Here is a 25,770-nt window from a genome sequence, read left to right on the forward strand (position 1 = left end):
AGTGGACATTCAAACACGGGTACACACGATATTCATGCTCGTTGGAGCAACGGAATGCGGAAAAACGACATTTGCCAAGGAAGTCCTGATCCCGCAGCTGAAGCTTGCGGATAACTCCACAGGGCTGCGCACGAATGTGCAGTACCTGTCCTCGGATAGCATCCGGCAGGACATCTTAGGCTACGATTACGACAAATATGATCAGGTGATGCTGGAGGCGAGCTCGCATACGTTTCAATTGCTGTTTGAGCGGCTGAAGCTGGTGACCTCCTGGCCGATTAATGCGGAGTTTGTGATTATGGATACGATAGGACTGGCTGAAGATTACCGCAGTAAAGTCCGCGCCATTGCCCAGGAGAATAATTACAATCTCGAGGTTATTCTGTTCGATTACCGTAAGCGGGAGGATTATTATGCCTCGGAGCGCTCGAAGAAGCTGATTTCGGGCCATCTGAACCGGCTGAGAAAAGAAGTGCTGCCCGTATTGTCCCGTGAAGGTTACAACAAGATCCATAAGGTGCGTGCGAAGGATTTCCTCCTGGAAGGGGAGGCTGAAGGTCAAGGCCAAGGTCTGCCAAACCCGGATTACCGGGTGAATATTGAGGATTGGGAGACTTACGCAGCCTCGGTACTTCCGCAGGATCAAGAGTATATTGTGGTCGGCGATGTCCATGAGTGTGTTCAAGAGCTTCAGGGGCTCCTGCGCAGCTATGGATATAAGCTAGAAGAAGGTAAGTTAAGCGCTACAGATAAGCTGATTAACACAAAGATCATTCTTGTAGGTGACTGGATAGATAAGGGCAAGCAGACCCGGGAGACGATAGAGTTCCTGTATGAGAACAGGGGACATTTCCTGCTGGTGATGGGCAACCACGAGAACTTTGTCTACAAATACCTGCGGGGTGAGATTCAGGGGACCGATCCGGAGCTGCTAAGAACGTATTTCGATTCGACCGGGGCTTTAAAAGAGGACGCTGAGCTCTTCCGTAAATTCTCGGTACTGGTGGAGGATTCCAAGCCCTTTTACCGCTATATCGGCATGCAGGGTCCTTCCTTCTATGTTACGCACGCGCCTTGCCGCAATAAGTACATCGGGAAGCTGGATACGAATTCGCTGCGCCATCAGCGTAACTTCCGGCTGGACCGTGAGGCTGCGTATGAGCAGCAGCTTGAATTCCTGAAGCAGGAGGCGGTGAGTAATCATCCGTTCCATCTCTTTGGTCACATTGCCGCCAAGCAGACGTTCCGCATCAAGAACAAGCTCCACCTCGACACAGGGGCTGTGCAGGGGAACGGGCTGACATCTGTCCGCATGTCGTTCAAGCCTTTCTACAAAAGCCATAAATCCCATCAGATTGTGCTGCAGGAAGAGCTGCCGACGTTGTTCCATGAAGAGCAGCCCGTATCGCTGCAGGAGCTGGATTACGAAGCTGTGCGCAGACTGCAATATTCCTCGCGGAACCGGGTCAACTTTATCTCCGGGACGATGTCGCCTGCGGATAAGGATGTGGCTGCCGGTGAGCTGGAGTCGCTGCGCAAGGGTCTGGATTATTTCGCTGACCGGCGCGCTTCTGAAGTTGTCCTGCAGCCCAAGTACATGGGATCACGCTGTAGTGTGTACCTCTACCGGGATATAGAGCAGTGTTATGCGGTCAGCCGTAACGGCTATAAGGTCAAGGCGGTTGACTTGGCTCCAATCTACGAAGGTCTGCTGCAGAAATTCGGACCGTATATGGCTGAGCAAGGCATTCGTGTGCTTCTGCTGGACGGGGAGCTGCTGCCGTGGAAGGCGCTTGGCGACGGGCTGATTGAACGCCAGTTCAAGCCGATCGGCAAGGCGCTGGAGACAGAGCTGGAATTCTTAAGACAACACGGGTTCGAAGAGTCGCTGGGTAAGCTGATCCAGGATTTTGAAGCAAGCGGATTTGAGCAGGATCAGCATCATCTGACCAAAGAGGCGCTTAACAGCAGCTATGGAGCTCATGTGTACCAGACGTATAAGCATGTCCGTGAGATACGAGATTCCTACGTGGACCTGGACCAGCGGGACGAAGCTTACCGGGTATACCAGCAGCAGCTGGAGCTGTACGCGGGTGACGCGGAGCTGGAGTATAAACCTTTTGCCATCCTGAAGGAAGTGCTGGAAAGTGGAGATGAACGGATACCTGACGGCCTGACTTCGGAACAATACCGTTTCCTAAATGACGACGAAATTCTGGTGCTCGACTTGAATGAGCCGGATGCCTACAGTAAGGCAGAGGCGTATTTTGCAAAAGTAACGGTGGAAAAGGGTATGGAGGGTATTGTGATTAAGCCTGAGCAGGAGCAGCAAGGGATAGTCCCTTACCTGAAGGTCCGTAATCCCGGCTACCTGTCGATCATCTACGGGTATGACTACAAGTTCCCGCATAAATATGCCAAGCTAATGAAGCAGAAGAATATCACTCCCAAGCTGCGCACGTCCTTAGCCGAGCACCGGCTGGGCAGACAACTGCTGGAAGTGAAGCTGGATGACATTTCGGCTGAGAACGAGGTCTACAAGCAGATTGCGGCCAACCTGTTGTTTGAGGTAACGAAGGAGAAGGAGATGGACCCGCGGTTGTAGCGGGAGGTGAGACAGACTGCCGGGAAGATCCCGGCGGTCTTATTTGTGTCTGGGGAGCAGGGGGAATATCTCTCCTGAAACAAACCGACGAATATATGCAAGAAAACGTAGAATGGTGGTCATTGCTCCTTTTTGATACTAATATGAAATCTGAGAGGAGGCAGCGCAGCTTGGATATTATTTTTGAAGCGGAATCAGGTATGGGGCAAGGAATTGCGAAAATAGTCACCCACCCGGCTGAACAGGGGCAATGGGGAAATATCGAAGCAGCCATTCAGGCGGCGGAGAGACGGATCTTGGTAATCAACGCCAAGAACGACCGGAATGTTACGATTGTGACCAGCACCATTGCAGTTATAGAGCCGGAAGGCCGGATGTGCAGTGTACGTGTTATTACCGGAGAAATGTTTCTGCTGAATACACGGTTGAAATTCGCATTGGAAGTGCTGGATTCACCCCGGTTCATGAAAATCAATAATCAGACCATCATCAACACCAGTTACATTAAAGAATTCTCAGCCACAGATAATGCCCGGATAAAAGTGAATTTGACAGATGGTTCATATTATTATGTCAGCCGTTACTATATGAATAATTTCAGGAGGAGTTATCATGGCTAATCAATTGAAACAGTCGTTTTTTCAGGTGTTCACCTTAACTTCGTTATGGATCACACTGCTGCTTACGGTCTTCTTCCGGGAGCAATCGCTGGATATGCTGTATCTCTGGCGGCTTGCGGGTATCGCTGTTATTGCTGCGGGGATCTTCGGAGTCATGTACAATGTGCTGTGGAATCATTTCACGCTACGGCCGCTGTGGAACATTCTTATTTCTTCGACCCTCAGTATAGCAGGCGGAATGGGGATGGTGTGGCTGTTCTCTGTAGATATGTTCAACCATATCAGACCATGGCTGCCTGCAATGCTGCTGTTATCCGTTGTCCTGCATACAATTGCGTTCTACTTCTATGCCAGATTGAACAGTAAGAAACAAGCTGCGGAGTTGAATAAGATATTGAAGTAGACCGGAGTCTGCGGGGGCCACAGAGGAAATGTCTGCTATACCGCAAAAAGAAAGAGAGCGTCCGTAACCGGTCCGCTCTCCTTGTCTATCCCTAAACGTTATTCCATAACAAACGTTAACCCATAACAACCAGCACATCGTTCTCTGCTGCCAATTGGGTAACCGGAATCAGGTCGCCCTGAATTTGTTCGCCGTTAATGACGATATGCGATACCCCTTTTTGCACGCCGTTCTTGTTCTCAACCCGGATGTTCAGCTTCTTGCCGCGGAATTCCCGCACCATAGAGAATTCTGTCCAGTCGGAAGGGACGCACGGATTCAGGCGGAGGCCATCCTTCTGCGGCTGAACCCCCATAATGCCCTCTACCAGAGAGACCATAACGGTCGAGGCGGTACCGGTGAGCCAGTGGACATGTGCCCGGCCCTGGTACGGGCTGTCTTTGGACTCTACGAACTGGCCATGTACGTATGGCTCCAGCTTACGGATTTCGGCTTGATCGTTCATGCTGGCCGGACTGCAGTTCAGGAAATACTCGAACGCGCGGTCGCCGTTACCGATCATCGTCTCGGCCAGAATCAGCCAACCCTGCGGCTGGCTGAAGATCCCGCCGTTCTCTTTGGTGGAGGCGTTGAAGAGGGCCATTAGCGCTACAGGCAGACCGTATTTACGGAACGGCGGATAGAAAATCATGGAGCCGTAATCGGTCCGCAGATTCTCGTACACTTTATCCATGGAGAGCTTGGCCTGTTCCGGACGGGCAGCGCCGCTGAGAACCGCCCAGCTTTGCGGATTCAGCCAGATTTTGCCCTCATCGTTCTCCCAGGAGCCGATGGTATAGTTGTCTTCGGTGAACCCGCGGACGAACTGGTCATTCTCCCAGGCATGCTTTTGAATATTGCCGTCCAGCTCTTCGAGCAGCGCCTGTGCCCACTCTACATCTTCCGGCTTGTTTTTATTCCGGGCAATTTCCATGAATACTTTGAAGCCCATGTACAGCTGGAAGGCAACGAACAGAGACTCCCCTTTAGCTCCAAGCCGCAGACAGTCGTTCCAGTCGGCATGCAGCCCAACCGGCATCCCGTGTGCACCCATGCGGTCTAGGCTGAACTGCAAGGCCTGGCGCAGATGTCCATATACGGTATCCTCGCCTTTATCCGAATAAGGAACTACTTCATCCGTAAAGCCCCAGTTACCGCTTTCATTTAAGTATTTGATAACCGTCGGGAACAGCCACAGGGCGTCATCCGCACGATAATGGGGATGTCCGGTTTCCCGCACGTATTCCGGGTCGTCCGGTGTGCCTTCATGGCCCGGATTATGATCAAATTTGACGAGTGGCAGTCCGCCGCCATTGGAGACCTGGGCCGAAATCATCAGTCGTAGGCGCTCAAGGGCCATCTCATGATCCAGATGGATAATGCCTTGAATATCCTGCACGGTATCCCGGTAGCCGAGCCCGTTACGCAGACCGGAGTACTGGAAGGAGGCAGCACGCGACCAGATGAAGGTAATGAAGCACTGGTAAGCATTCCAGGTGTTGATCATATTGTTCAGATTGTCGCTCGGGGTCTGAACCTGGAAGCGGTTAAGCTTGCTGTGCCAGAACGCCTTCAGTTCTTCGAGCTCCTTCTCTACCACAGACAAATCCTTGTAGTGACTCAGAATCTCAGACGCACCCCGCTCATCATACTGTCCCAGCAGGAAGGCGACTTCTTTCTCTTCTCCCGGCTGCAGCTCCACATTGATCTGCAGGGCGCCGCAGGCATTGGTATTGTAGTTGAGTGAATTGGAACATTCGCCGTTCGCAACGGAAGCCGGGTTCCCGTAGCTGCGGTAATCGCCCAGGAAGGTATCGCGGTCGCCGTCGTAACCGGTAACTTCCGCGCCGGCTGCGCCGAAGAATCTCCAGCTCTGCTCTTCGGGGATATTTTCGTTGATGACCTGAAGGATCATATTATTCTTATAGTAGGTGCGTGAGATAAACAGGGTGTACTGCAGGTTGACGGTATCCTGCTCATAGTTGTTATTGTTGGTCAGTTCGGCAAATCCGAAGAGAGCCAGCTTCCGGGGTTTGGTGCCGTCATTACGCACCTTCATCCGCCATACCTCATAGGTTTTGTTCAGCGGCACATAGTATAACGATTCCGTATGGATGTTATCGTAATCAGAGACGATGTTCGTGTATCCGGTTCCATGATGGCATACCGATTGGTATTGTTCCAGATCTTTACCCACTGGCTGCCAGGAGCCGGACCAATAATCCCCGTTCTCCAGGTCTCTTACATAAATGTAGCGTCCCGGCTCGTCCTTAGAGTTGAAGTGGTAGCGGAGATGCCGTCCGTTGGCCCCGGACTTCACGAAGCTGTAGCCTCCGGCATTTCCTGAGATAATCGCGCCGTATTCCGGCGAGCCAAGATAGTTGGCCCAAGGGGCAGGTGTATTAGGCTTCGTGATGAGATACTCTTTGTTCTTTTCGTCAAAATGACCGTATTGCATAACCATTCCTCCTACAAAGTGGATGACAGGCAGGAGTGTAAACACGCGTTCACAAACGGTTGGAATTTCCCGCCCAATCTCATTATAAGACAGTTCCAGCCTACTAAGAAACCCTAATTTTTAGTGTAAAAAGCAAACAATATAATATTTTTATAGCTGTTTGTTATATTGGATCCTTGTAATCACATGGATATGATTATGGGGAGCATTGATAAATAAGCATCTATAGATAAATGCAGCCCGCCCCCTAAGGAGATGGACTGCTTTTTTAATTAGCAATTATTTGATTGCGGCGTCTACTTCCTTCTCAAAGGCCTCCAAATACTGATTGAAGATTCCGGTATCAAAATTCGCGGTGGTATCGTTGGCTTTGGGCGGATTCTGTTGAACCAGGCTGTATAGACGATCAGTTTCGGAGGAAAGCTTCGTCCAGACCTGTTTAAGAGAATCATACTTGGAATCAAGACCGGTGATATAGCTGTCGTATTCCTTTTTCTTATCCATGGTCTTGGCCAGCTGCTCAACGGTGAAATTGATATCCAGACTCTGTCCTGTACTGCCGGTCCCGCTAATCATATAGGAATGGATGTCAACAAATCCCTCGTTCCACACGTCGGAGATTACGAAATTCCGGATATCTCTTAACATTTCACTAGGAGCAGGTACGGTTGATAACGAAGCTTCCGGGAGGGGCTCTTTGAAGACCTTTCTTGCTTCGCCGAATGTTTCCTGGTCTGATGAATCTGTTGCCCAGATAATTTTTTGGTCACTGATAAGAACGATTAATTCGCTTTTGGAATTAGAGGCTTTTTGCCCTTGGATTAACACGGCCTCAACTTTCATACCGCCTTCATCAGAATAATGCGTGGACTCGAGAACCTGGGGGCTCTTGAGTTTCTGGTCATCAGGTGTTTCTACGGATTGAATCATTTGAAACAGCGGCTGAGCATCCGGATAGACGTTGTCAGTGATAAAGACCTTTTTCGCTTCACCATCTGACCCGTTTAAGAAGACGTTGACGTATTCAAGCGCCACAGCTTCTGTATCAGTCAGTTTTTTAGGTGCAGGTGTTGGTGCGATAGTAGGCTCAGGCGCGGGTGTCTCTGAAGGAATCACTGAAGAAGCCTGTGTTTCTGCCGAAGCAGCAGCTGTAGACGCCGGAGACTCTGCCGTGTTTTTATCCGAACTGCACCCCGTCAGCGCCATAAAAGCAATGATCAAACTGATAACAAATTTTCTCTCCATTTTGTATTTCCCCCTGGTCATATATTTATTTCCAGTTCTATGTACGCGCTTTGACAGGCGGGGTTTCAGGTTTGAAATTTGAACGCTATCATTCATCTTAATATGATATATTTAATATTGAAGTTTAATGCAGGGCCCGACGAAGGAGTACCACATGACACAATTTGTCTACAAGCAAATTATTGATGACCTCAAAATGAAGATTTTTGCGGGACGGTTTGCTGATATGAGATTGCCGGATGAGCGTAGTCTCAGTGAAACGTATCAGGTTAGCCGCAGTACCATTAAGCGTGCGCTGACCAAGATGGAGAGCTACGGCATTATTTTTAAGAAACGCGGATCGGGAACCTTTATTAACCCGCTGTACATAAAAAACGATTCGATTTTTAATTACGAAGGCTCTAATCTGGGGGTCTCCGACAACTTTCAAATGCATGGCAAGAAGCCCGAGATCAAAGTACTGAATTTCGAGGTTATCCGGCCAACAGAAGAGCTTCAGCGTGATTTGTTCTTGCAGCCTCATGATTTCGTATATAAAATTGTCCGCCTGCGCCTGTTTGATGAGGAGCCCTTTATGATTGAGACCGGATATATTCCGATTAAAATCGTACAGGATCTCGATATGGCGATTATCGAAGGATCGATCTTTCATTATCTGGAGGAGTCGCGCAATCTGGCGGTTACCAAATCTTTTTTATCTATTTTTGCCGAGCCTTCTCTGCCTAGTGATCAGGAATTGCTCCACTTGAAGGAGAATGAGCCTGTTGGAATCATGGAAGGAATCTTCTTCCTGGATAACGGGACGCCGTTTGAATTCTCGCATATGCGCTTCCATTACCAGTACCTGAAATTCAACACATTCGTGTCTGTTCATTAAGGAAAGATAAGAATAATGTAATCACGAAAGACCGGGAAGATAGTTCCGGTCTTTTTGGTTTGCCCCAGGAAGTTCCAGAAGGGGATGGAGGTTGAAAAAAGGTTTGTGAAATAAATTACAATCTCATACATAGTTATAAAAATAATCCTCATTTTATAACTAATTTGCTGCGAACTTCATACTATGTTCAAAATTTCACAATATTGGACCGTATCAATTGCTAAAAAGATTGAATTTATTAAAGCCAGGAGTATGATGTAACTGTAGAAGTGATACATTCAAAATACAAAGATAAAAATTAGGGAGTGGAAGAAATGGGATTATCAATCGCACAGGTGGATTATTCTTCTAAAACTTATTTGGCAAAGCTTGATGCCTACTGGCGCGCAACTAACTACATCTCCGTGGGTCAACTCTATTTGAAGGATAACCCGTTGTTAAGAGAACCTTTGAAGGACGCAGACGTAAAAGTGAAGCCGATCGGACACTGGGGCACAATCCCTGGGCAGAACTTTATCTATGCGCATCTGAACCGCGTAATTACTAAATATGATTTGGATATGTTCTATATTGAAGGTCCGGGCCATGGCGGCCAGGTTATGGTATCCAACTCCTATCTGGACGGAAGCTACACTGAGATTTACCCGCAGATCACTCAAGATATCCCTGGACTGAAGAAATTGTTCAAACAGTTCTCATTCCCGGGCGGAGTGGCTTCCCATGCTGCCCCAGAAACACCAGGATCGATTCATGAAGGCGGCGAGCTGGGTTACTCCTTGTCTCACAGTGTGGGTGCAGTTCTGGATAATCCGAACCTGATCTCGGCAGTTGTTGTAGGTGACGGCGAAGCAGAGACCGGACCTCTGGCGGCTTCCTGGTTCTCCAACCGGTTCATTAACCCGATTACAGATGGCGCGGTGCTGCCGATTCTGCATTTGAACGGCTTCAAGATCAGCAACCCGACCATTCTGTCCCGGATGTCTAGAGAAGAGTTAACGGCTTATTTTGCAGGAAGCGGCTGGGAACCGTTCTTCGTGGAAGGCGAGAATCCTGATCTGATGCACCCGGAAATGGCTAAGGTTCTGGACACCATTATTGAGAAGATCGCAGCGATTCAGAAGAATGCCCGTGAAAATAACGATACCACACGCCCTGCTTGGCCGATGCTGGTCTTCCGTACGCCTAAAGGCTGGACCGGTCCGAAAGCGTGGGACGGTGTGCCGAATGAAGGCTCCTTCCGGGCCCATCAGGTGCCGATTCCGGTAGATCAGAAGAACATGAAGCATGCACCGGCATTACTCGAATGGCTGAACAGCTACAGACCTGAAGAATTATTTGATGAGAATGGCCGTTTGAACGCTGATCTGGCTGAGATTCTGCCTGTAGGCAACAGACGTATGGGGATGAACCCTGTAACTAACGCCGGTAACCTGATTAAAGATCTGCACAAGCCGAATTTCCGCAACTATGCACTGGATAATTCCGTTCCGGGTCAAGTGATTGCGCAAGATATGGCCGTACTGGGCAAATACCTGAAAGAGGTTGTAACGCTCAATGAAGAGAACCGCAACTTCAGAATTTTCGGACCGGATGAAACGATGTCGAACCGTCTGGGACCTGTGTTTGAGGTAACGAAACGCCAGTGGATGGATTCCATCCAGGAACCGCAGGATGAATTCCTGGCTCCTTACGGCCGTGTTATTGATTCCCAATTATCCGAGCATCAGGCGGAAGGCTTCCTGGAAGGTTATGTATTGACCGGACGCCACGGATTCTTCGCCAGCTATGAAGCGTTCCTGCGCGTTGTTGATTCGATGATTACCCAGCACTTCAAATGGCTGCGCAAGGCTACAGATCAAACTTGGCGCGCAGATATTCCATCCTTGAACGTTATTGCCACATCAACCGTGTTCCAGCAGGATCATAACGGTTACACTCACCAGGATCCGGGTCTGCTGGGTCACCTGGCTGACAAAAAGCCGGAATTTATCCGTGAGTATCTGCCGGCGGATGCCAACTCCTTGCTGGCCGTCTTCGACACCATTCTGAATGACCGTCAGAAGATCAACCTGATTGTATCTTCCAAGCACCCGCGTCCGCAGTGGTTCTCGGCAGATGAAGCTCAGGAACTGGTGGACAAAGGCCTCAAAATCATTGACTGGGCAAGCACCGACAAGGGCGGAGAGCCGGATGTGGTTATTGCTTCGTCGGGTACAGAACCTACTATGGAGAGCTTGGCTGCAATTTCGATTCTGCATGAGAAGCTGCCTGAGCTGAAAATCCGCTATATCAACGTGGTAGATCTGCTGAAGCTGAGAAGCCAGAAGCTCGATCCGCGCGGCTTATCTGACGAGGAGTTTGATCAATTTTTCACAAAGGATAAACCGGTCATCTTCGCATTCCACGGCTATGAAGGCCTGATCAAAGATCTGTTCTTCGACCGCCACAACCATAACCTGCATGTACATGGATACCGCGAGAATGGCGACATCACTACACCGTTCGATATGCGTGTACTCAACCAGATGGACCGCTTCGACCTCACGAAGGAAGCTGTGCTGAGCTTGCCGGAGGCCGGCAAATATCAGGCGATTGCTGATGAAATGGATGCCATGGTGAAGAAACATAACCAATACATCCGTGAAGAAGGCATCGATCTTCCAGAGGTTGAGAACTGGGTATGGAAGGCTTTGAACTAATTAACGTTCATACGTGTAATTTGAATTAAATAGTAAGCTCTCAAGAGGGGAGTGCTCCGGGTGGTCATGATAATGACTGCGGGGCACTCTTTTTGTGCTGGATAATATGAAGCTGCCGGGTAAGCTTGTTTGTGAGCGTTTTGTCAAAAAAGCTACTGGGCTCTCGAACGATCGGAACCTTTGACGAATGAAGGATTTACGGCGGTTTTTAGACTATACTAGTGTAAAGCAAGGCTACTAGTATTTTGGATAATCAGGAGGCTGCAGATGAAGAAAATGAATAGGTTCATAGCTCCTCCTCTTCAGTTTGAGGTGTTAGAGCATGACCGGGTGATTGCCAAAGTGAAACTGGATTATATAAATCAAACGGTTGATGTCTGGCAAGATGATAAGGTTGAGCCTGTTTTTTTGCCTTTTCCGGGTAAAGCTAAGGTCTCCGTTGGGGATGTACTGGACTATTTCGAGTCCCGCTGTGTACCGCGTACCCGGCATCACATCGATAAAATACTGCAATCCTTGGGGTTGCAAGAATATGTTCGTACCGATATTGTGAAAAAGACGCATGGCGTTCTGTATGATGATTATGTATGGATTAGATTCTCTGGTGAGGAGCTGAAATGTGCGGATGTCCATCCCCGTTATGCAAGTGAACAAGGAGTTCCGGCAAACCTTCGTTAGCAGCAGTAAAGGTGACCAAATTAAATGGAAAATGGGATTATCCTTTAAGTATGAGTATTTGTTTGTCTGAGTGAAGCCGGGAGCGGGTCGATGGTCTTCGGCGGCTCCGGCTGTAACGCCTTCTTCCGCTGCGCAGCAGCGAGTGCAGGGACGCCATTGCTGCCGTTCATCTCAACCATATGCTTCCAGTACCGCTTGGGCATCAGTGAGGTGCGCAGGCGGTCGTTTCGGCGTTCTTTAATCCCGATCGCATGATAGAAGCCTGTCCATAAGCGGCGATAGGCTTCTTCTGCTTCATCCGGCTCGGGTGCTATCCATCCGCTTAGCGGAATGATAGCCTCCCGTCCGGGTTCATGAATCAGCGCTACTTCATGAGTCTGGTCGTAGATCATGAAGCTCTCGCCCTGGAACCGGTCGCAGAAATGCTCCTGAATGACCGGAAGGATATATCCCTGCGGTTCAATGACCGCAGCCATGACCGGACCGTATACAGAGAAACGGACAAACCCCAGATACAGATGACCTTCCCGCCGAAGCTGCTGAACCGCCTTCTGTAAGGCGTGTACCGTATCATCGGCCAGCATATTCATCACCTTGCGGCCATGCTTGAAGCCGAGATACAGAAAATTCAGCAACAGCAGTTCCTTCCCCGGTGTGTGTGACCAGAACCCCAGACGGACCAGTTCCTCGGCTTCAGGGCTGATCCGGAGCGGGATAGACTTCAGGACTCTCTCCGCTTTGGCGTGGTCAGTTTCGATCCACTTCGATTCCAGCAGCAGGCCTTGCTCAGCACCTTCTGAATGAACTGCAAGCGGAATTTCCTTCCAGGTATAGCTCTCAAATACACAGCACAGCAACCCTTCAAAGCTGCCATCATAGGTATAAGCCAGAGCGGACGGCTTGAACATCAGGCTTCCGCTCCTTTCTTGAATTCCGCCCATCCTCCTGCAGCCGGCAAGGCCGCTGCGTAGTGGTCGTCGAACAAGGTCAGCTGCTCAACTTGGTGCGGCTGATAGGGGGCCAGCTGTTGGCCGGACATTAGTGAACGAAGCAGGGTATGTTCACTGACTTTCAGCCCTTCCAGCGGTTTGCCCTTGCAGGTGATGAAGAATTGGGCCCGCTTGAGCACGACGCCAAGCTTCTTCAGCGCTTGGAAATCCAGCGTTCCCGCCCGTCTTGCCTTCACTATCCGCTGTGCGCTCCTTACGCCGATACCGGGTACACGCAGCAGCATTTCATACGGAGCGCGGTTGATCTCAACCGGGAACTGCTCCCGGTGGTTAACGGCCCAGCTGCATTTCGGATCAAGCAGCGGATTGAAGTTGGGTACGGCTTCGTCCAATAATTCGCTTGCCTGAAAGCCGTAGAAGCGCAGCAGCCAATCAGCCTGATAGAGACGGTGCTCCCGCAGCAGCGGAGGTTCGGTGTCCAAAGAGGGCAGCAGCGAATCCTCGATCACCGGGGTATAGGCAGAGAAAAACACGCGCTTCAATGCGTACTTCTTGTACAGGCCCTCCGTTAGATTCAGAATTTGATAATCCGTATCGGGCGAGGCGCCCACAATCATCTGTGTGCTCTGGCCGGCGGGAGCGAAGCGGGGAGCGTGATTATATTTAACGATATCGGAGCTGTTCTCCGTAATCCGGTCTTTAATCAGCCCCATCGGCTTCAGAATGGATACTTTGCTCTTGTCGGGAGCGAGAACCCCGAGACTCTCCTGCGAGGGCAGCTCGATATTGACGCTCATGCGGTCAGCAAGCAGTCCGAGTCTGGACAGCAGGGCGTCGTCAGCTCCGGGAATCGCTTTTACATGAATATAGCCGTTGAAGTGGTACACATTCCGCAGCAGCTCCAGTGCTGCTATCAGTTGCTCGGTTGTATAATCCGGATTGCGCATAATCCCTGAGCTGAGGAACAGCCCTTCTATGTAATTGCGGCGGTAGAACTGCATGGTAAGATCCGCGATCTCTTCGGGGGTAAAAGCCGCCCGGCGGACGGGATTGGATTTGCGGTTGACACAATAGGCACAATCATAGACACAGGCGTTGGTCATAAGCACCTTCAGCAGTGAAATACAGCGGCCGTCCGCCGCAAAGCTGTGGCAGATGCCCATTGCAGCAGTACTGCCCAAACTTCCGGCCTGGCCTTTGCGGTCTGAACCGCTTGAAGTGCAGGCTACATCATATTTCGCTGAAGCGGTCAGAATCTCAAGTTTCTCCATAACATCCACGGTCACAATCCCCCTCATAGAGGAAAGTATATAACGAACGTATGTTCTTGTCAAAGGCATCTCTATGTGCCGGTTACCCGTGCAGAATGTATGCGCATTCCTTATTATGCTATAATAGTTTTTAATGGTTCATAGCATTTAGAACTGTACTGTTTCTGAAAATTGGGTTAGGAGTGTTGCTGGGAATGAGAGGATATAACATTTGGCGGCCAATCATGCTGATTGCGGTTGCGTTGCTTACGAGAACCTTGGTTTCAAGTATTTGTCTGATGTTTGGGATGTCGCAGGAATCGGCAAGCAGCGTCGCCATGCTTGGTATGGTTGTTGCCGCTCTTGTAATGTATAACCGTATGATGAAGAGCCGCCGCCGCAAATAAATAGAGGGTCCGTAAATTTCCCGGGTGAAACGAATCGTATGCGAGAACATTTGAAGACACCCGCACAGGTGTCTTTTTTCATGGTTTGGGGAATTACACCATTCCCCAAACCTTAGATGGAAACAGCATTGGAGGGGAGGGCTGCGGCGGCGGCCAGAAATAGATGGATTTTCTCCACTTGCTAATGAACGTAAGAGCCTTTGCCAAGCAACAGTTGGAAAAACAGCACTTAATAGGCTACAAATAGATCAGAGTCGAGATAATGCAACAGAATAAATGACGTTTATCCATTTAATTACGTCTAACTCTCGAATAAACCTAAATTAGGATACGTTTTTCCAATTAATTATGCGGAATGCATGATACCCCTATGACCACCATTGTATGTCACTACTAATTTTAATGGGAATTTAGCCGGCAACGGTGATCAAGGAACTAATCTAATGTAGTAAGGTGCTGATTCGCCCTCCGGGCGATTTTGTTCTTAAGAGGGACTCCGGGCGAAGAGAATGCGGTTGCCCGGTTTTGCTTTTTAAGCTGCAGAGCTTGTATATTAGGGCTGTAGCTTTTATTCTTAGAAGGATATGCTATATAAATAACAACAAAGGTTCAAGATATCGTGAATCCCGTAAGGGAGGGTGTTATCTATAGAATCAATACACGTTGGGAAACGAACAAACAGGAGGAAACCAATTGAGTACACAGAATATCGGAGTGCCGTTAGAGGGTTTTGCAGAATTTAGCCGGGTAGTAGCCGCAGAGGGCACGGTGTTGCTTAAGAATGAGGGGCAGGTGCTTCCGCTTGGAAACGGCGAGAGCGTTGCCATTTTTGGCAGAATACAAGTGAATTACTACCGCAGCGGTACAGGATCTGGCGGAAGTGTTCATGTTGCATATACGACTAACCTGCTCGACGGTCTGCGCAGCAAGAAGAACATTAGCGTCAATGAAGATCTGGCAGCAGTGTATGAGGAATGGATCGGACTTAACCCGTTTGACGACGGCGGAAAAGTATGGGCGGCTGAGCCGTGGAACCAGAAGGAAATGCCGCTTACGGATGAGCTGGTGAAGAAAGCAAGAAGCCAGTCGGCCAAGGCTGTCGTAGTGATTGGACGTACCGCCGGTGAGGATCAGGACAATGCCGATGCACCGGGAAGCTACCGGTTGACGGAAGATGAGAAGGCTATGCTTACGCAGGTTACAGCTCATTTTGAACAGACAATTGTTGTACTTAATGTCTCCAATATTATGGATATGAGCTGGGTTAACGATGCCGGATATGTACATCCCATCTCTGCTGTGATCTATTCCTGGCATGGCGGTATGGAAGGCGGCAATGCGATTGCCGATGTACTGGCCGGAGAGGTGACGCCAAGCGGCAAGCTGACGGATACGATCGCGTATTCCATTGAGGATTACCCGTCCACAAGCAACTACGGCAATGAGTTCAAGAACCTGTATGAGGAAGATATCTATGTAGGATACCGTTATTTCGAGACCTTCTGTCCGGATAAGGTTCAGTATGAATTCGGCTATGGCATCTCCTACACCGCCTTTGAGCTTGCGCCGGAGGAAGCGAAGCTGGACCAGGCGGGTGAACCACAGATTCAGATCGGTGTAACTGTAACCAATACAGGAGATACCTACTCCGGTAAAGAAGTGGTGCAGGTATATTATGAAGCGCCGCAGGGACAACTGGGCAAACCAGCCAAAGCGCTGGCGGCATTCGGGAAGACCAAGCTGCTTGACCCGGGAGAGTCCCAGCACCTTACGGTAAGCTTCCCGCTCCATTCTCTGGCTTCGTATGATGACGCCGGAGTGACAGGGCACCCTTCCGCTTATGTACTGGAAGCTGGAACCTACCGCTTCTACGTGGGAACCAGTGTTAAAGCCGTGACGGAAGTTAACGTAGATGGACAAGCAGGTTATGTTCTGGATGAGCTTAAGGTTGTAGAGCAGCTGCAAGAGGCGATGGCACCGACTGAGAGCTTCAAGAGAATGAAACCGGGGGCCCGGAAGGAAGACGGTTCTTATGAACTGATCTCTGCTGAGGTGCCGGTACGCAAGGTAGATATGGCAGCGCGGATTGAAAGCAATCTTCCGGAGACACTGGTACAGACCGGCAATCAGGGCCATACCTTGAGAGATGTTCATGAAGGCAAAGTCAGCATGAATACGTTCATTGCCCAGCTCAGCGACCATGATCTGGCGGCCATTGTCAGAGGCGAAGGAATGAGCAGTCCGCTGGTTACGCCGGGGACGGCTTCGGCTTTCGGCGGAGTCAGCGACAGCCTGTTCAGTTACGGTATTCCGGTTGCCGCTACAGCAGACGGCCCGTCCGGTATCCGGATGGACAGCGGACAGAAGGCAACCCAGGTATCGATTGGCACCCTGCTTGCTGCTACATGGAATGCAGAACTGGTTGAAGAGCTGTATGTTATGGAAGGCCAGGAATTATTGCGCAACCAGGTGGATGCATTACTGGGACCGGGTCTTAATATCCGCCGCAGTCCGCTGAACGGGCGTAACTTCGAATATTTCTCTGAAGACCCGCTGATCTCAGGGATCTTCGCTGCCGCATGCACGCGCGGTATTATGAAGGGCGGCTCCAATGCCACGCTGAAGCACTTCGCCTGCAACAACCAGGAGAAGCACCGCAGCAAAGTGGATGCTGTCGTATCCGAACGCGCGCTGCGCGAGATTTACCTGAAGGGCTTCGAAATTGCTGTGAAGCAGGGCGGTGCGAATTCGATCATGACCTCCTATAATCCGGTCAACGGACACTGGGCAGCTTCTAACTATGATCTGAATACCACGCTGCTGCGCGGTGAATGGGGCTTCCGGGGGATTGTAATGACCGACTGGTGGGCAATCATGAATGATGTCGTGAATGGAGGCGCTGCGGACCGCAAGAACACGAACTGGATGGTCCGGGCACAGAACGATCTGTACATGGTAGTATCCAATTATGGTGCGGAAGTCAACGCCTATGATGACAATACGCTCGAATCATTGGAGAATGGAACACTTACCCGTGGCGAGCTTCAGCGCTCGGCCATCAACATTTGCGAATTCATCATGCTGGCACCGGTCTTCTCCAGAAAGCATGAGATTGTAGAAGCTGTCGAGACCTTTAAGGCAGACTCTTCCCTGGTGGCTGAGCAGGTTCAGGTGTTGAGCCAGAACGCACAGATTGCACCAAGTGTGTCTGGACCAACCTATATCCAGGCGGATGAAGCTGGTGAGTACCGGATCTTCGTCAGCATCATGTCTCCGGAACCCGAGCTTGCCCAAAGCGCCTGCAACGTGACCCTGAACGGACAGCCAGTGACCACCATTCAGACGAACGGGACAGAAGGCAAATGGATCAGACAGAAGCTGGTCAAGATCGGACTTGAAGCCGGTCTGTATGAAATGAAGCTGGACTTCGTCAAACCGGGTCTGGAAATTGAGTGGATTGAATTCAAACAGGTGTAACAGCTTTTAATTTCAGGACACCCTCCGGGGTGTCTTTTTGCGTCCGCATACCTGCAGCACTGCCGAATAAAATAGGGGTATAACTGCTACTATGAAGGGGTGAGCATGGAAAGATGCAAATACATGTTGTGCAGCCGGGACAGACGCTGTATGGGATCGCTGATGCTTATGGCGTGAACATGGATACGATAACTGAGGCGAATCAGTTGTCTGCGCCAGAGAGACTGGTCATTGGACAAACGCTGGTGATTCCTATCGTAGGCCAGTATTATTGGGTTCAACAGGGGGATAGCTTCTATAGTATCGCGAAGAGATTCGGCCTGAAGGCCAGCGAGCTGGCGGAAGTGAACGGGCTGACGCTGAACCAGCCGCTGCAGGCCGGGTTCCGCCTGTACATACCTCCTGTGCCAAGGCGGCAGGCAGAAGTGAATGCCTATATTGAGCCGAGAGGGGAAGCGGTCTCCCAGGCGCTGCAGAATGCTGCCTCAGAAGCTGCCCCTGAGCTTACTTATCTGGCTCCGTTTAGTTTCCGGATTAAGCGGGACGGCTCGCTGCAGGCGCCGCCGCTGGATAATCTGGCTTCAATCGCGGCGCAGAACCGGGTCACGCTGATGCTGGTCGTCACGAATCTGGAGGATGCCCAGTTCAGCTCGGAGCTGGGACGGATTATACTGAATGATGTAGCGGTGCAGGACCGGCTGCTGGAGAACATTGTGACAGAGGCGAAGCGGCTGAATTTCAGAGATATCCACTTTGACCTGGAATTCCTCCGGCCGGAGGACCGCGAAGCGTATAATGCCTTTTTGCGCAAGGCAGCGGACATCATTCACAAGGAGGGCTTCCTGCTGTCTACCGCACTTGCTCCCAAAACCAGTGCCTCCCAAACCGGGGCCTGGTATACGGCGCATGACTATAAAGTGCATGGCCAGGTTGCTGATTTTGTCATTATTATGACCTACGAATGGGGATACAGCGGAGGCCCGCCGATGGCCGTTTCGCCTATAGGACCGGTGCGTCAGGTGCTGACGTATGCGGCCAGCGAAATTCCCCCCGGCAAAATTATGATGGGCCAGAATCTGTACGGCTACGATTGGACTTTGCCTTATGTGGCTGGCGGAGAGTATGCCAAAGCACTTAGTCCGCAGGCGGCAATTGATCTGGCGAGGAACAGGAACTCCGCCATTCAGTACGACTATAAAGCCCAGGCTCCGCATTTCGATTACACCGATGACGCAGGCCGGCAGCATAAGGTATGGTTCGAAGATGCCCGCTCGATTCAGGCCAAGTTCGATTTGATCAAGGAGCTGGATCTCCGGGGCATCAGCTATTGGAAGCTGGGGCTGCCTTTTCCGCAGAATTGGCTGTTAATAGAAGATAACTTCAATGTGGTCAAAAAATAAACCGGCAACGTCCCCCTTTTTGGCAGAAAAGCAGCTGAAAAAGAAACGGCTGGCGCCCTCAATAGGAGTGCACAGCCGTTTCTGCTTATGCCGCTGCTTATACCGTTACAGCGTTAGCCCATCAAGCCCTTGAGACCGCCCAGGAAGGGCCGGATCGACTTAATCATATTGTAGCCCATCTTCATGACAGGCATCGCCTTCTGCACCATTCCGAACATCCCCATGAATTTCCCCAGACCTCCGATACCGGCAGCTCCGCCTGCCCCGCCCATGAATGATCCGAGTAAAGGCATGAAGCCGGAGACGTCTGCTTTCCGGGCACCTGAAGACGATTTCCGTTTAGACTTATGATGTGTGCTTGTTCTGGAGAGGATCACTGCTTCTTTATTAAGGTCTGTTATCCATCCTACATATGAACGTCCATCATGCAAAGTAATGCAGACCGGCCGGCCCTTCAACTGCTGCGCCCGCTTGCGGATTTTTGTTGAATTTGCCATTCGTCACTCACCTCATTGTTCTATTTACTATATTTTACTCAGAACCTGGAAGGCGGCTTGTGCGGGTATGGAGTTTTCCCGGAAATAAATTGAACAACCATGTGCTGTATTTTCCATAAAAATATCGTAATATCAATATGTAGTGGTATAATCTGCCATTTCTATATTCTAATCCAAGGAGGAGAGCCGTTTGACAAACATCCGGAATCTGGCGGCATTTATCTGTGCCCGTAATTCGGAAAGCCAGCAATGCGGGTACGTGGGCAGCACGCTTGATGATATTATTCATGACCTGAGTGACGGTATGGCAGAAGCAAGCTTCGTGTTGTATGAGGGAGAGGAAATCACGGGTGCAATTATATTGGACACCTATGACGTAGGCGGTGGACAAGAGGATATAGAAGTGTGGGGACCTTATTATTCCGCCCGCCCTGAGGATGAACTCCAGCTGTTATTCAGGTATCTCAGCGAAGCCGCCGACTCAGCGGCGATCCGGTATATCCACTTGTTCACCCGTGCGGATAATGTTCCGCTGATTGAATATGCCGCCCGCTATCGTACCGAGAAGGTTAGAACCCACTATCATTATTCGATGGATACTGCATCACCGCCTATTAACAGCAGTTATGCGGACCTGTCCATTGTGCCCGTCACAGAGCCTGAGTCAGAGTGGCTGGATCAGATTATTGAACTGCATAATCAAGGCTTCCAGGGAGCTACTCTGACACAAGAGGATATCACAGCGGAAATAGAGGATAGCGGCAACAGTGATTATGATATCTACGCCATCCTTAACGAGGGTTCTTTCATAGGATACATAATTGTTAGAAGAAACGCCCTGACCACCATCCTCCATCTGGAGTACATCTGTATCCGCCCTGATGAGAGAGGCAGGGGAACGGGCAGGAAGTTGATTGCCTATCTGGCGGAGACCTATAGAGGTCTGGGTTATACGCGCATCGGGCTGGATGTCAGCGAGGAGAATGAAGCAGCGGTCCGCTTCTATGACAAGAACGGGTTCAGCAGGGATAGTGTAATGAGGCATATCATTATCGGCGGGAAGATGGAGCCGGCGGTGCTGGTTAGAAAATATTAATTTGTGCCGGGCATACATGTACAAAGGGGAATTTTTACAGGGAAAAAAGGTGAAATGGTTTTTTTGTAGAATTAACCTAAAGTACTGGGTTTTAATATAGAATTATGCCTTTAGTCCCAGTATTTTCACTAATTCTATTGGGGGAGTGACCTAATCTCTTGGTTATCAATCGGTTCTTAAAAAATGTTTGCTTCATCGTATTATTGTTTGTCCTCTTACCGTTTTCTCCGAATTACGCCAGTGCGGAGCAAATGACTGATATTAAGGGGCATTGGGCTGAAAATGATATTCAGGAATGGCTGGATGAAGGATTAATTACAGGATATCCCGATCATACCTTCCAGCCGGGGGCTGAAATATCCAGGGGGGAATTTGTAGCCCTCGTGAACAGAGCCTTTAAGTATTCTGATACGAACGCTATCGGCTTTAAAGATCTGAAACAAACAAACTGGGCATACATAGAAGTGCAAAAGGCTATAGCTCAAGGATATATTGGCGGTTTCAGTGATAATACCTTCCGTGCAGGCAAGCAAATAACAAAACAAGAAACAGCTGTAATTATGTCAAGAATATTAAAGCTGGACAGTAACGGGGTATCCGCGGCAGTTTCCGCTAAAGATTCGAATCTTATTCCTGCTTGGAGCAAACCGGCTATCGGTTACCTTTTGGAAAAGGGCATTATGAGTAATGACTCCGATGGAGCATTTCAGCCAAAGCGTGAATTGACTCGTGCCGAAGCAGTGGTGGTAATTAAGAAGGCGCTGTCTTTAAGTACAGTAACTTATGATCAAGCAGGTGTTTTTGGGGGATCAGAGGTTATTGCGGTACAGGGGAATGTGAATATTCTAGCCTCAAACGTCACACTCAAAAATATGCATATCTTGGGCGATCTGGTGATTTCCAAAGAGATTGCAGAGGGGGACGCCTCCCTTGTACAAGTGCAGGTAGATGGTGTAACACGAATTGAAGGCGGGGGCAGCAATAGTATCCATATCAAGAATAGCCAATTAGGTATGGTATCTGTAAACAGGTTGAATGCAGCAGTACGAGTAGTTGCAGAGGGCACAACCAGTATTAAGGATACACAAATTTATTCCAGTGCCGTAATTGAGGAAAATGGAGTTTCCGGCGACGGTTTTGTAAATGTAACTGTGCTTCCTGAAACCCAGACATCGTCAGAGCGAACGGTATCGCTTGCCGGAGATTTTAAAAGTGTTTCTGTTAATACCAGTCTGAAAGAATTCAAGGTTCGTTCTGGCACCGTAGCCAGCTTATATGTCAAAGAAAATGTAGTTATTCCGAATATGATTTTTAATAAGGATGTTGTTATACAGAACCTGGAGTCAAAGAGTAAATTGACGGTGACAGGTGAAGGTAAAGTTAAGGCGGTCACCTTATCTGAGGGGGCAAAAGATTCTACGTCGCCAAAAGAAAACACGGCTGCGGCTACTCCAGTGCCAGGCGGAGGTACATCTGGTGGGGGTTCTTCAGGTGGTGGGGGCGGAGGCTCATCCAGCCCTGGAACAGGCGGGGGCAGTGGCACTGAGAGTCCTGCCTTGGCCGTAACCGGAATTACCGCTGCCAACGGAAATATTGATGTCCTGTTTAACCAGGCGCTGAATACTCTGCCCGAAGCCGCCGATTTCGCAGTGTCAGGCAAAATTAATAATGAGGAATTCCGGAGTGTGGCTGTTTCTCTGGTTACCCTGCTGGACAATAAAACAACTGTCAGATTGACGATCCCATCGATAAGCAACGGTGAAGAGGATCAGACCGCCGTATACTCTCTGTCGTATAAGGGCGCAAGCTCTATACTATCCGAAGTCATTACCGTACCGAAATCCAATGTTAGTGTAACCGGACGTTTGCTTATTCAGCACTATAATCATAACCAGCCGCTCCCTATGAGTGATATGTTCCTCTACTTAACAGGGGTGAAGGATACGCAAGGGACTTATACCAGCAGCAGTAGTCAGAATGGAACATTTGGCTTCGACAACGTAGTGCCGGGTACTTACATTGTTAATGTATATATCTACCCTTACAGATATTATACGGATGAATTTACAGTGGAAGCAGGGAAAGACTTAGTCCTGCCGGATATCATAATCGTCGAGAAAGTGCCTGAACCCAAGGTTGAACCCATAGTTTACACAGATTTATCTTATCTGAGCGGCAGCGTTATGTATCTAAGACAGCCCTTTAAAGTTAAGGTGGAGCTTGAAGACGGGACGGAATTGAACATTCCGCCTTTCAAATTCGATACTTTTTTCAGCTTAAGGCTGTATGACTATAATCCTGATCTACACCTGAAAGACAAGGATAAACTATTTGTAACTCTGTATACTGACTATGGATGGAGCACTGAGCGGTTTGAAGTTAATGTAGTGGAAAGACCGCAGACCAAGGTACCTGTCGTAACCAGTGTAGTATATGACGATACCAGAACTATCAGAGGTATTGTTGCAGACTATACTAATGAAATCACAATAACCCGAGCTGATGGTACGATCGTGGGGACGTCGTATAATAATTCAGGCAGCAATTTTGAAATTTACATGTGGAGCAGCTCATCATTTACGGTTGGTGAGAAACTGATGGTCTATGCCCAAGCTTCAGGAAAACGAAAAAGTGATCCTGCCTATATTACTGTTGTAGCTCCTACTGCGGTAACGGCACATCCGGTGGTCACGGAAATAGTCTACGAAAATGACTGGCATATCACTGGTAATGCTGAAGGAGATGCGGTTATTGTTGTCAAACGGTCTGATGGAACAGTAATTGGCCAGGGGAAAACAGGATTACTGGAGTATGGAGGTAAATTCGATGTTCAGTTAGACCTGCGTCCCGTTGCGGGAGAGACCTTATATCTAACGGCTGAGAGCTACGAAAAGCTTGTCAGTAAGCCTATTTCAGTAGTTGTGGCCAATAGGCCTGTTACACCAACTCCTACTATCGTTGGAGAAGTTTACAGTGATTACACTTACATCGAAGCGTTTGTCCAGTATCCGAACAGTATATGGGTAACTCTGAAAGACAAGAATGGCACAGATATAGACAAGCAGCTTACTTTTAATGGGAAGGTTCGTTTCTGGAATGTACAACTTACTCCAGAGACACAATACCAACTGACAGCCGAAGCGCCATTATTAAAGGAGAGTACCCCTCTATTCTTTACAGCAGTAGCTCCAACTGCTGTGACTCCTGCCCCTACGGTTACAACATCAGTCTATGCAGAGGACGGTTCTACATTTTACGGAATTGCGGAGCCGTTTGCAACGGTGTATGTGTATTATGAAGATGGTTCTTTCATGAACGGCGGTGAAGCAAATGAACAAGGAGAATTCTTTGTTTACATGCTCTCTTATCCTAACCGGACTGTGGCTCCTGGTGATAAGCTGATTATAAAAGCGGATTCCAGGGGTAAGCTCATAAGTGAAGCGGTTGTACTTACGGCGATATTACCTGGTGAAAAATCCAGCGAGCCTGAACTGAATAACAGTCTAGTCTACGGATATACAAGCGAAATAAACGGTACGGCTGGTAAAAGCGCGCTTCTACATGTTTATCACGAAGATGGCCTTCAAATCTCTACCGGATCATACTCAGACATGAATACTGGAAAATGGTCCTTAGGACTATGGTATGGAATGTTACGCGGCGGGGACCGGATCTATATTATTGCCGATGAAGTGGGCAAGCTGCCAAGTGATCCTCTATATATTACAATCCAATCAGCTGCCAGAGCAGATACACCTGTAGTTACCGGCACTATAAGTGCGGGAGCCTTGAAAATTCAAGGTATGTACTCCGGGGCTAAAGTGAGTAATGGCATTACTACAACAATTTTTCTCGTAGATGAGAATAATCTCGTTTTTGATGCTGCATATGTACTAAGTGATGGCTCGTTTTCCTTTGATGCGTCTTTGAATCCTCCGGTATCCGGACAGAGTATCAGGATGTTTGCCAAAGAGGGGCTTAAGGAAGCCAGTGATCTATTAACCATCACGGTAAATTAAATCAGGATTGATCATAAGGATACCTGCGGGTGTCCTTTTTGATTACCGGTATACTAGTGCAACTCAAGTCAAATCTGTACGAACCAGCTTTGCTAAGATCAGTAATGAAAGGAGGGGAACATCATTGTACGAATGGAACGAGATGGTTCAGCTCATGATTGACTGGATCGAAGAAGACCTTGCGGCTTCGCCTACGCTGCTGAAGATGTCCGAACAGCTGGGATATTCGCCGTATTATTGCACCAAGCAGTTTCATGCTTTGACCGGGATGACGCTGCGGGATTACATCTGGCAGCGCAGAATCGGCCGGGCGGCCCTGGAGCTGAGGGATACGGATACGAGGATACTCGATATTGCCGTGAAGTTCGGCTTTTCTTCACAGGAGGCATTCTCGCGGGCGTTTCTTAGAGCCTTCAAGGTTACTCCCCATGCCTACCGCAAAGCCCCGCGGCCGATTCCGCTCGCCATTCGGGCCGAGGTGTTCTCCCCTTATCAATATCTGATCAGGGAGCGGGATAGAATGAGACAAGTGCATTTGCAGGAAGCACAGATCAAGCTTGAATTCATACCGGCGCATAAATTCATCGGCATCCGCGATATCGGCTCGAACAATTACGGCGGGTTCTGGGAGAACGGGCATGACTGCGATGAGGTCTCCGGAACACTGGAGAGCATGTCGCATCATACACTTCCAGGGCAGCTGGGCCAGACTGCAGGCTGGTTCTATCAGGATGGGCGCAAGGGTTACCTGTACGGCATTCCTGTTGCAGCAGACTATGATGGTGAAATACCGGAGGGCATGGAGTGCCGTGATGTGCCGGAATCGGAGTATCTGGTCTTTTTTCACCCGCCGTTTGATTATTTGCAGGACAATGGGCAGGTGATGCGCATCGTAGAGGAAGTGGCCTGGAATTATGATCCGGCGGCCATGGGCTATGCATGGGACGAAGAGGTCAAGCAGGACTATCAGCGTCATTTCCCCGAAGGGTACGGCTATGCGGTGCTGCGGCCGGTCCGTAAATTGGGTTAGTCCGCGGGCTGCCGACCAAA

Annotated in this window: 17 protein-coding genes; 12 read left to right on the forward strand and 5 right to left on the reverse strand. The window is 49.4% G+C overall.

The window, feature by feature from the left end; genetic code table 11:
* Window position 1: 1 nt before the first annotated feature.
* The 3 genes from NSQ73_RS31325 (at window position 2) to NSQ73_RS31335 (ending at window position 3,628) form a co-directional block, all read left to right on the forward strand.
* A complete protein-coding gene (locus NSQ73_RS31325) occupies window positions 2-2,605 on the forward strand; it encodes a metallophosphoesterase (protein ID WP_340990052.1) in 2,604 nt (867 codons plus the stop codon).
* 170 nt (window positions 2,606-2,775) lie between these two features.
* Window positions 2,776-3,225 carry a LytTR family DNA-binding domain-containing protein gene (locus NSQ73_RS31330; protein WP_340990054.1) on the forward strand — a complete coding sequence of 150 codons (450 nt, stop codon included), beginning with the start codon at window positions 2,776-2,778 and terminating at the stop codon, window positions 3,223-3,225.
* Entirely contained in the window at window positions 3,218-3,628 is a 411-nt protein-coding gene (locus NSQ73_RS31335; protein WP_340990056.1) for a hypothetical protein, read from the forward strand. Before NSQ73_RS31330 ends, NSQ73_RS31335 begins: the two co-directional genes overlap by 8 nt.
* A 115-nt stretch (window positions 3,629-3,743) precedes the next feature.
* Here NSQ73_RS31335 and NSQ73_RS31340 read toward each other — a convergent pair whose 3' ends face one another.
* Window positions 3,744-6,125, reverse strand: coding sequence for a GH36-type glycosyl hydrolase domain-containing protein (locus NSQ73_RS31340; protein WP_340990058.1), 2,382 nt, complete (start codon window positions 6,123-6,125; stop codon window positions 3,744-3,746).
* A gap of 279 nt (window positions 6,126-6,404) precedes the next feature.
* Window positions 6,405-7,370, reverse strand: coding sequence for a hypothetical protein (locus tag NSQ73_RS31345; protein ID WP_340990060.1), 966 nt, complete (start codon window positions 7,368-7,370; stop codon window positions 6,405-6,407).
* Window positions 7,371-7,524: 154 nt separating this feature from the next.
* Here NSQ73_RS31345 and NSQ73_RS31350 point away from each other — a divergent pair, with 154 nt between their 5' ends.
* The 3 genes from NSQ73_RS31350 (at window position 7,525) to NSQ73_RS31360 (ending at window position 11,624) form a co-directional block, all read left to right on the forward strand.
* Complete coding sequence (locus NSQ73_RS31350) at window positions 7,525-8,247, forward strand: GntR family transcriptional regulator (RefSeq protein ID WP_042132808.1); 723 nt, start codon at window positions 7,525-7,527, stop codon at window positions 8,245-8,247.
* Between the two features lie 314 nt (window positions 8,248-8,561).
* On the forward strand, window positions 8,562-10,946 hold the full coding sequence (locus tag NSQ73_RS31355; RefSeq protein WP_039296889.1) for a phosphoketolase family protein: 2,385 nt from the start codon (window positions 8,562-8,564) through the stop codon (window positions 10,944-10,946).
* 267 nt (window positions 10,947-11,213) lie between these two features.
* Entirely contained in the window at window positions 11,214-11,624 is a 411-nt protein-coding gene (locus tag NSQ73_RS31360) for a hypothetical protein (RefSeq protein ID WP_340990062.1), read from the forward strand.
* A gap of 44 nt (window positions 11,625-11,668) precedes the next feature.
* Here NSQ73_RS31360 and NSQ73_RS31365 read toward each other — a convergent pair whose 3' ends face one another.
* A complete protein-coding gene (locus NSQ73_RS31365; protein WP_340990063.1) occupies window positions 11,669-12,532 on the reverse strand; it encodes a TIGR03915 family putative DNA repair protein in 864 nt (287 codons plus the stop codon).
* Complete coding sequence (locus NSQ73_RS31370; protein ID WP_340990714.1) at window positions 12,532-13,845, reverse strand: putative DNA modification/repair radical SAM protein; 1,314 nt, start codon at window positions 13,843-13,845, stop codon at window positions 12,532-12,534. Before NSQ73_RS31370 ends, NSQ73_RS31365 begins: the two co-directional genes overlap by 1 nt.
* A 194-nt stretch (window positions 13,846-14,039) precedes the next feature.
* On the opposite strand from NSQ73_RS31370, the gene NSQ73_RS31375 reads away from it, so the two are divergent.
* The 3 genes from NSQ73_RS31375 to NSQ73_RS31385 all read left to right on the forward strand — a co-directional run bounded on the left by NSQ73_RS31375 (window position 14,040) and on the right by NSQ73_RS31385 (window position 19,108).
* The gene (locus tag NSQ73_RS31375; RefSeq protein WP_039296893.1) at window positions 14,040-14,231 is read left to right on the forward strand and encodes a hypothetical protein; all 192 of its coding nucleotides are present in this window, start codon (window positions 14,040-14,042) and stop codon (window positions 14,229-14,231) included.
* A gap of 693 nt (window positions 14,232-14,924) precedes the next feature.
* Complete coding sequence (locus tag NSQ73_RS31380; RefSeq protein ID WP_340990064.1) at window positions 14,925-17,708, forward strand: glycoside hydrolase family 3 C-terminal domain-containing protein; 2,784 nt, start codon at window positions 14,925-14,927, stop codon at window positions 17,706-17,708.
* 113 nt (window positions 17,709-17,821) lie between these two features.
* Window positions 17,822-19,108 carry a glycoside hydrolase family 18 protein gene (locus NSQ73_RS31385; protein WP_340990066.1) on the forward strand — a complete coding sequence of 429 codons (1,287 nt, stop codon included), beginning with the start codon at window positions 17,822-17,824 and terminating at the stop codon, window positions 19,106-19,108.
* Between the two features lie 113 nt (window positions 19,109-19,221).
* Here the strand turns inward: NSQ73_RS31385 and NSQ73_RS31390 are convergent, their stop codons facing one another.
* Entirely contained in the window at window positions 19,222-19,605 is a 384-nt protein-coding gene (locus NSQ73_RS31390; protein ID WP_042132815.1) for a hypothetical protein, read from the reverse strand.
* Window positions 19,606-19,795: 190 nt separating this feature from the next.
* Between NSQ73_RS31390 and NSQ73_RS31395 the strand changes: the two genes are divergently transcribed.
* The 3 genes from NSQ73_RS31395 to NSQ73_RS31405 all read left to right on the forward strand — a co-directional run bounded on the left by NSQ73_RS31395 (window position 19,796) and on the right by NSQ73_RS31405 (window position 25,750).
* The gene (locus tag NSQ73_RS31395; protein ID WP_340990069.1) at window positions 19,796-20,701 is read left to right on the forward strand and encodes a GNAT family N-acetyltransferase; all 906 of its coding nucleotides are present in this window, start codon (window positions 19,796-19,798) and stop codon (window positions 20,699-20,701) included.
* Between the two features lie 158 nt (window positions 20,702-20,859).
* Window positions 20,860-24,720, forward strand: a complete 3,861-nt coding sequence (locus NSQ73_RS31400) for an S-layer homology domain-containing protein (protein ID WP_340990070.1) — start codon at window positions 20,860-20,862, stop codon at window positions 24,718-24,720.
* Window positions 24,721-24,844: 124 nt separating this feature from the next.
* Window positions 24,845-25,750: an AraC family transcriptional regulator gene (locus NSQ73_RS31405; RefSeq protein WP_042231689.1), complete on the forward strand. Its 906-nt coding sequence runs from the start codon at window positions 24,845-24,847 to the stop codon at window positions 25,748-25,750.
* Window positions 25,751-25,770: the final 20 nt, after the last annotated feature.

The sequence above is a fragment of the Paenibacillus sp. FSL R10-2736 genome (assembly GCF_038000245.1).
Lineage (GTDB): Bacteria > Bacillota > Bacilli > Paenibacillales > Paenibacillaceae > Paenibacillus_AQ > Paenibacillus_AQ phytohabitans.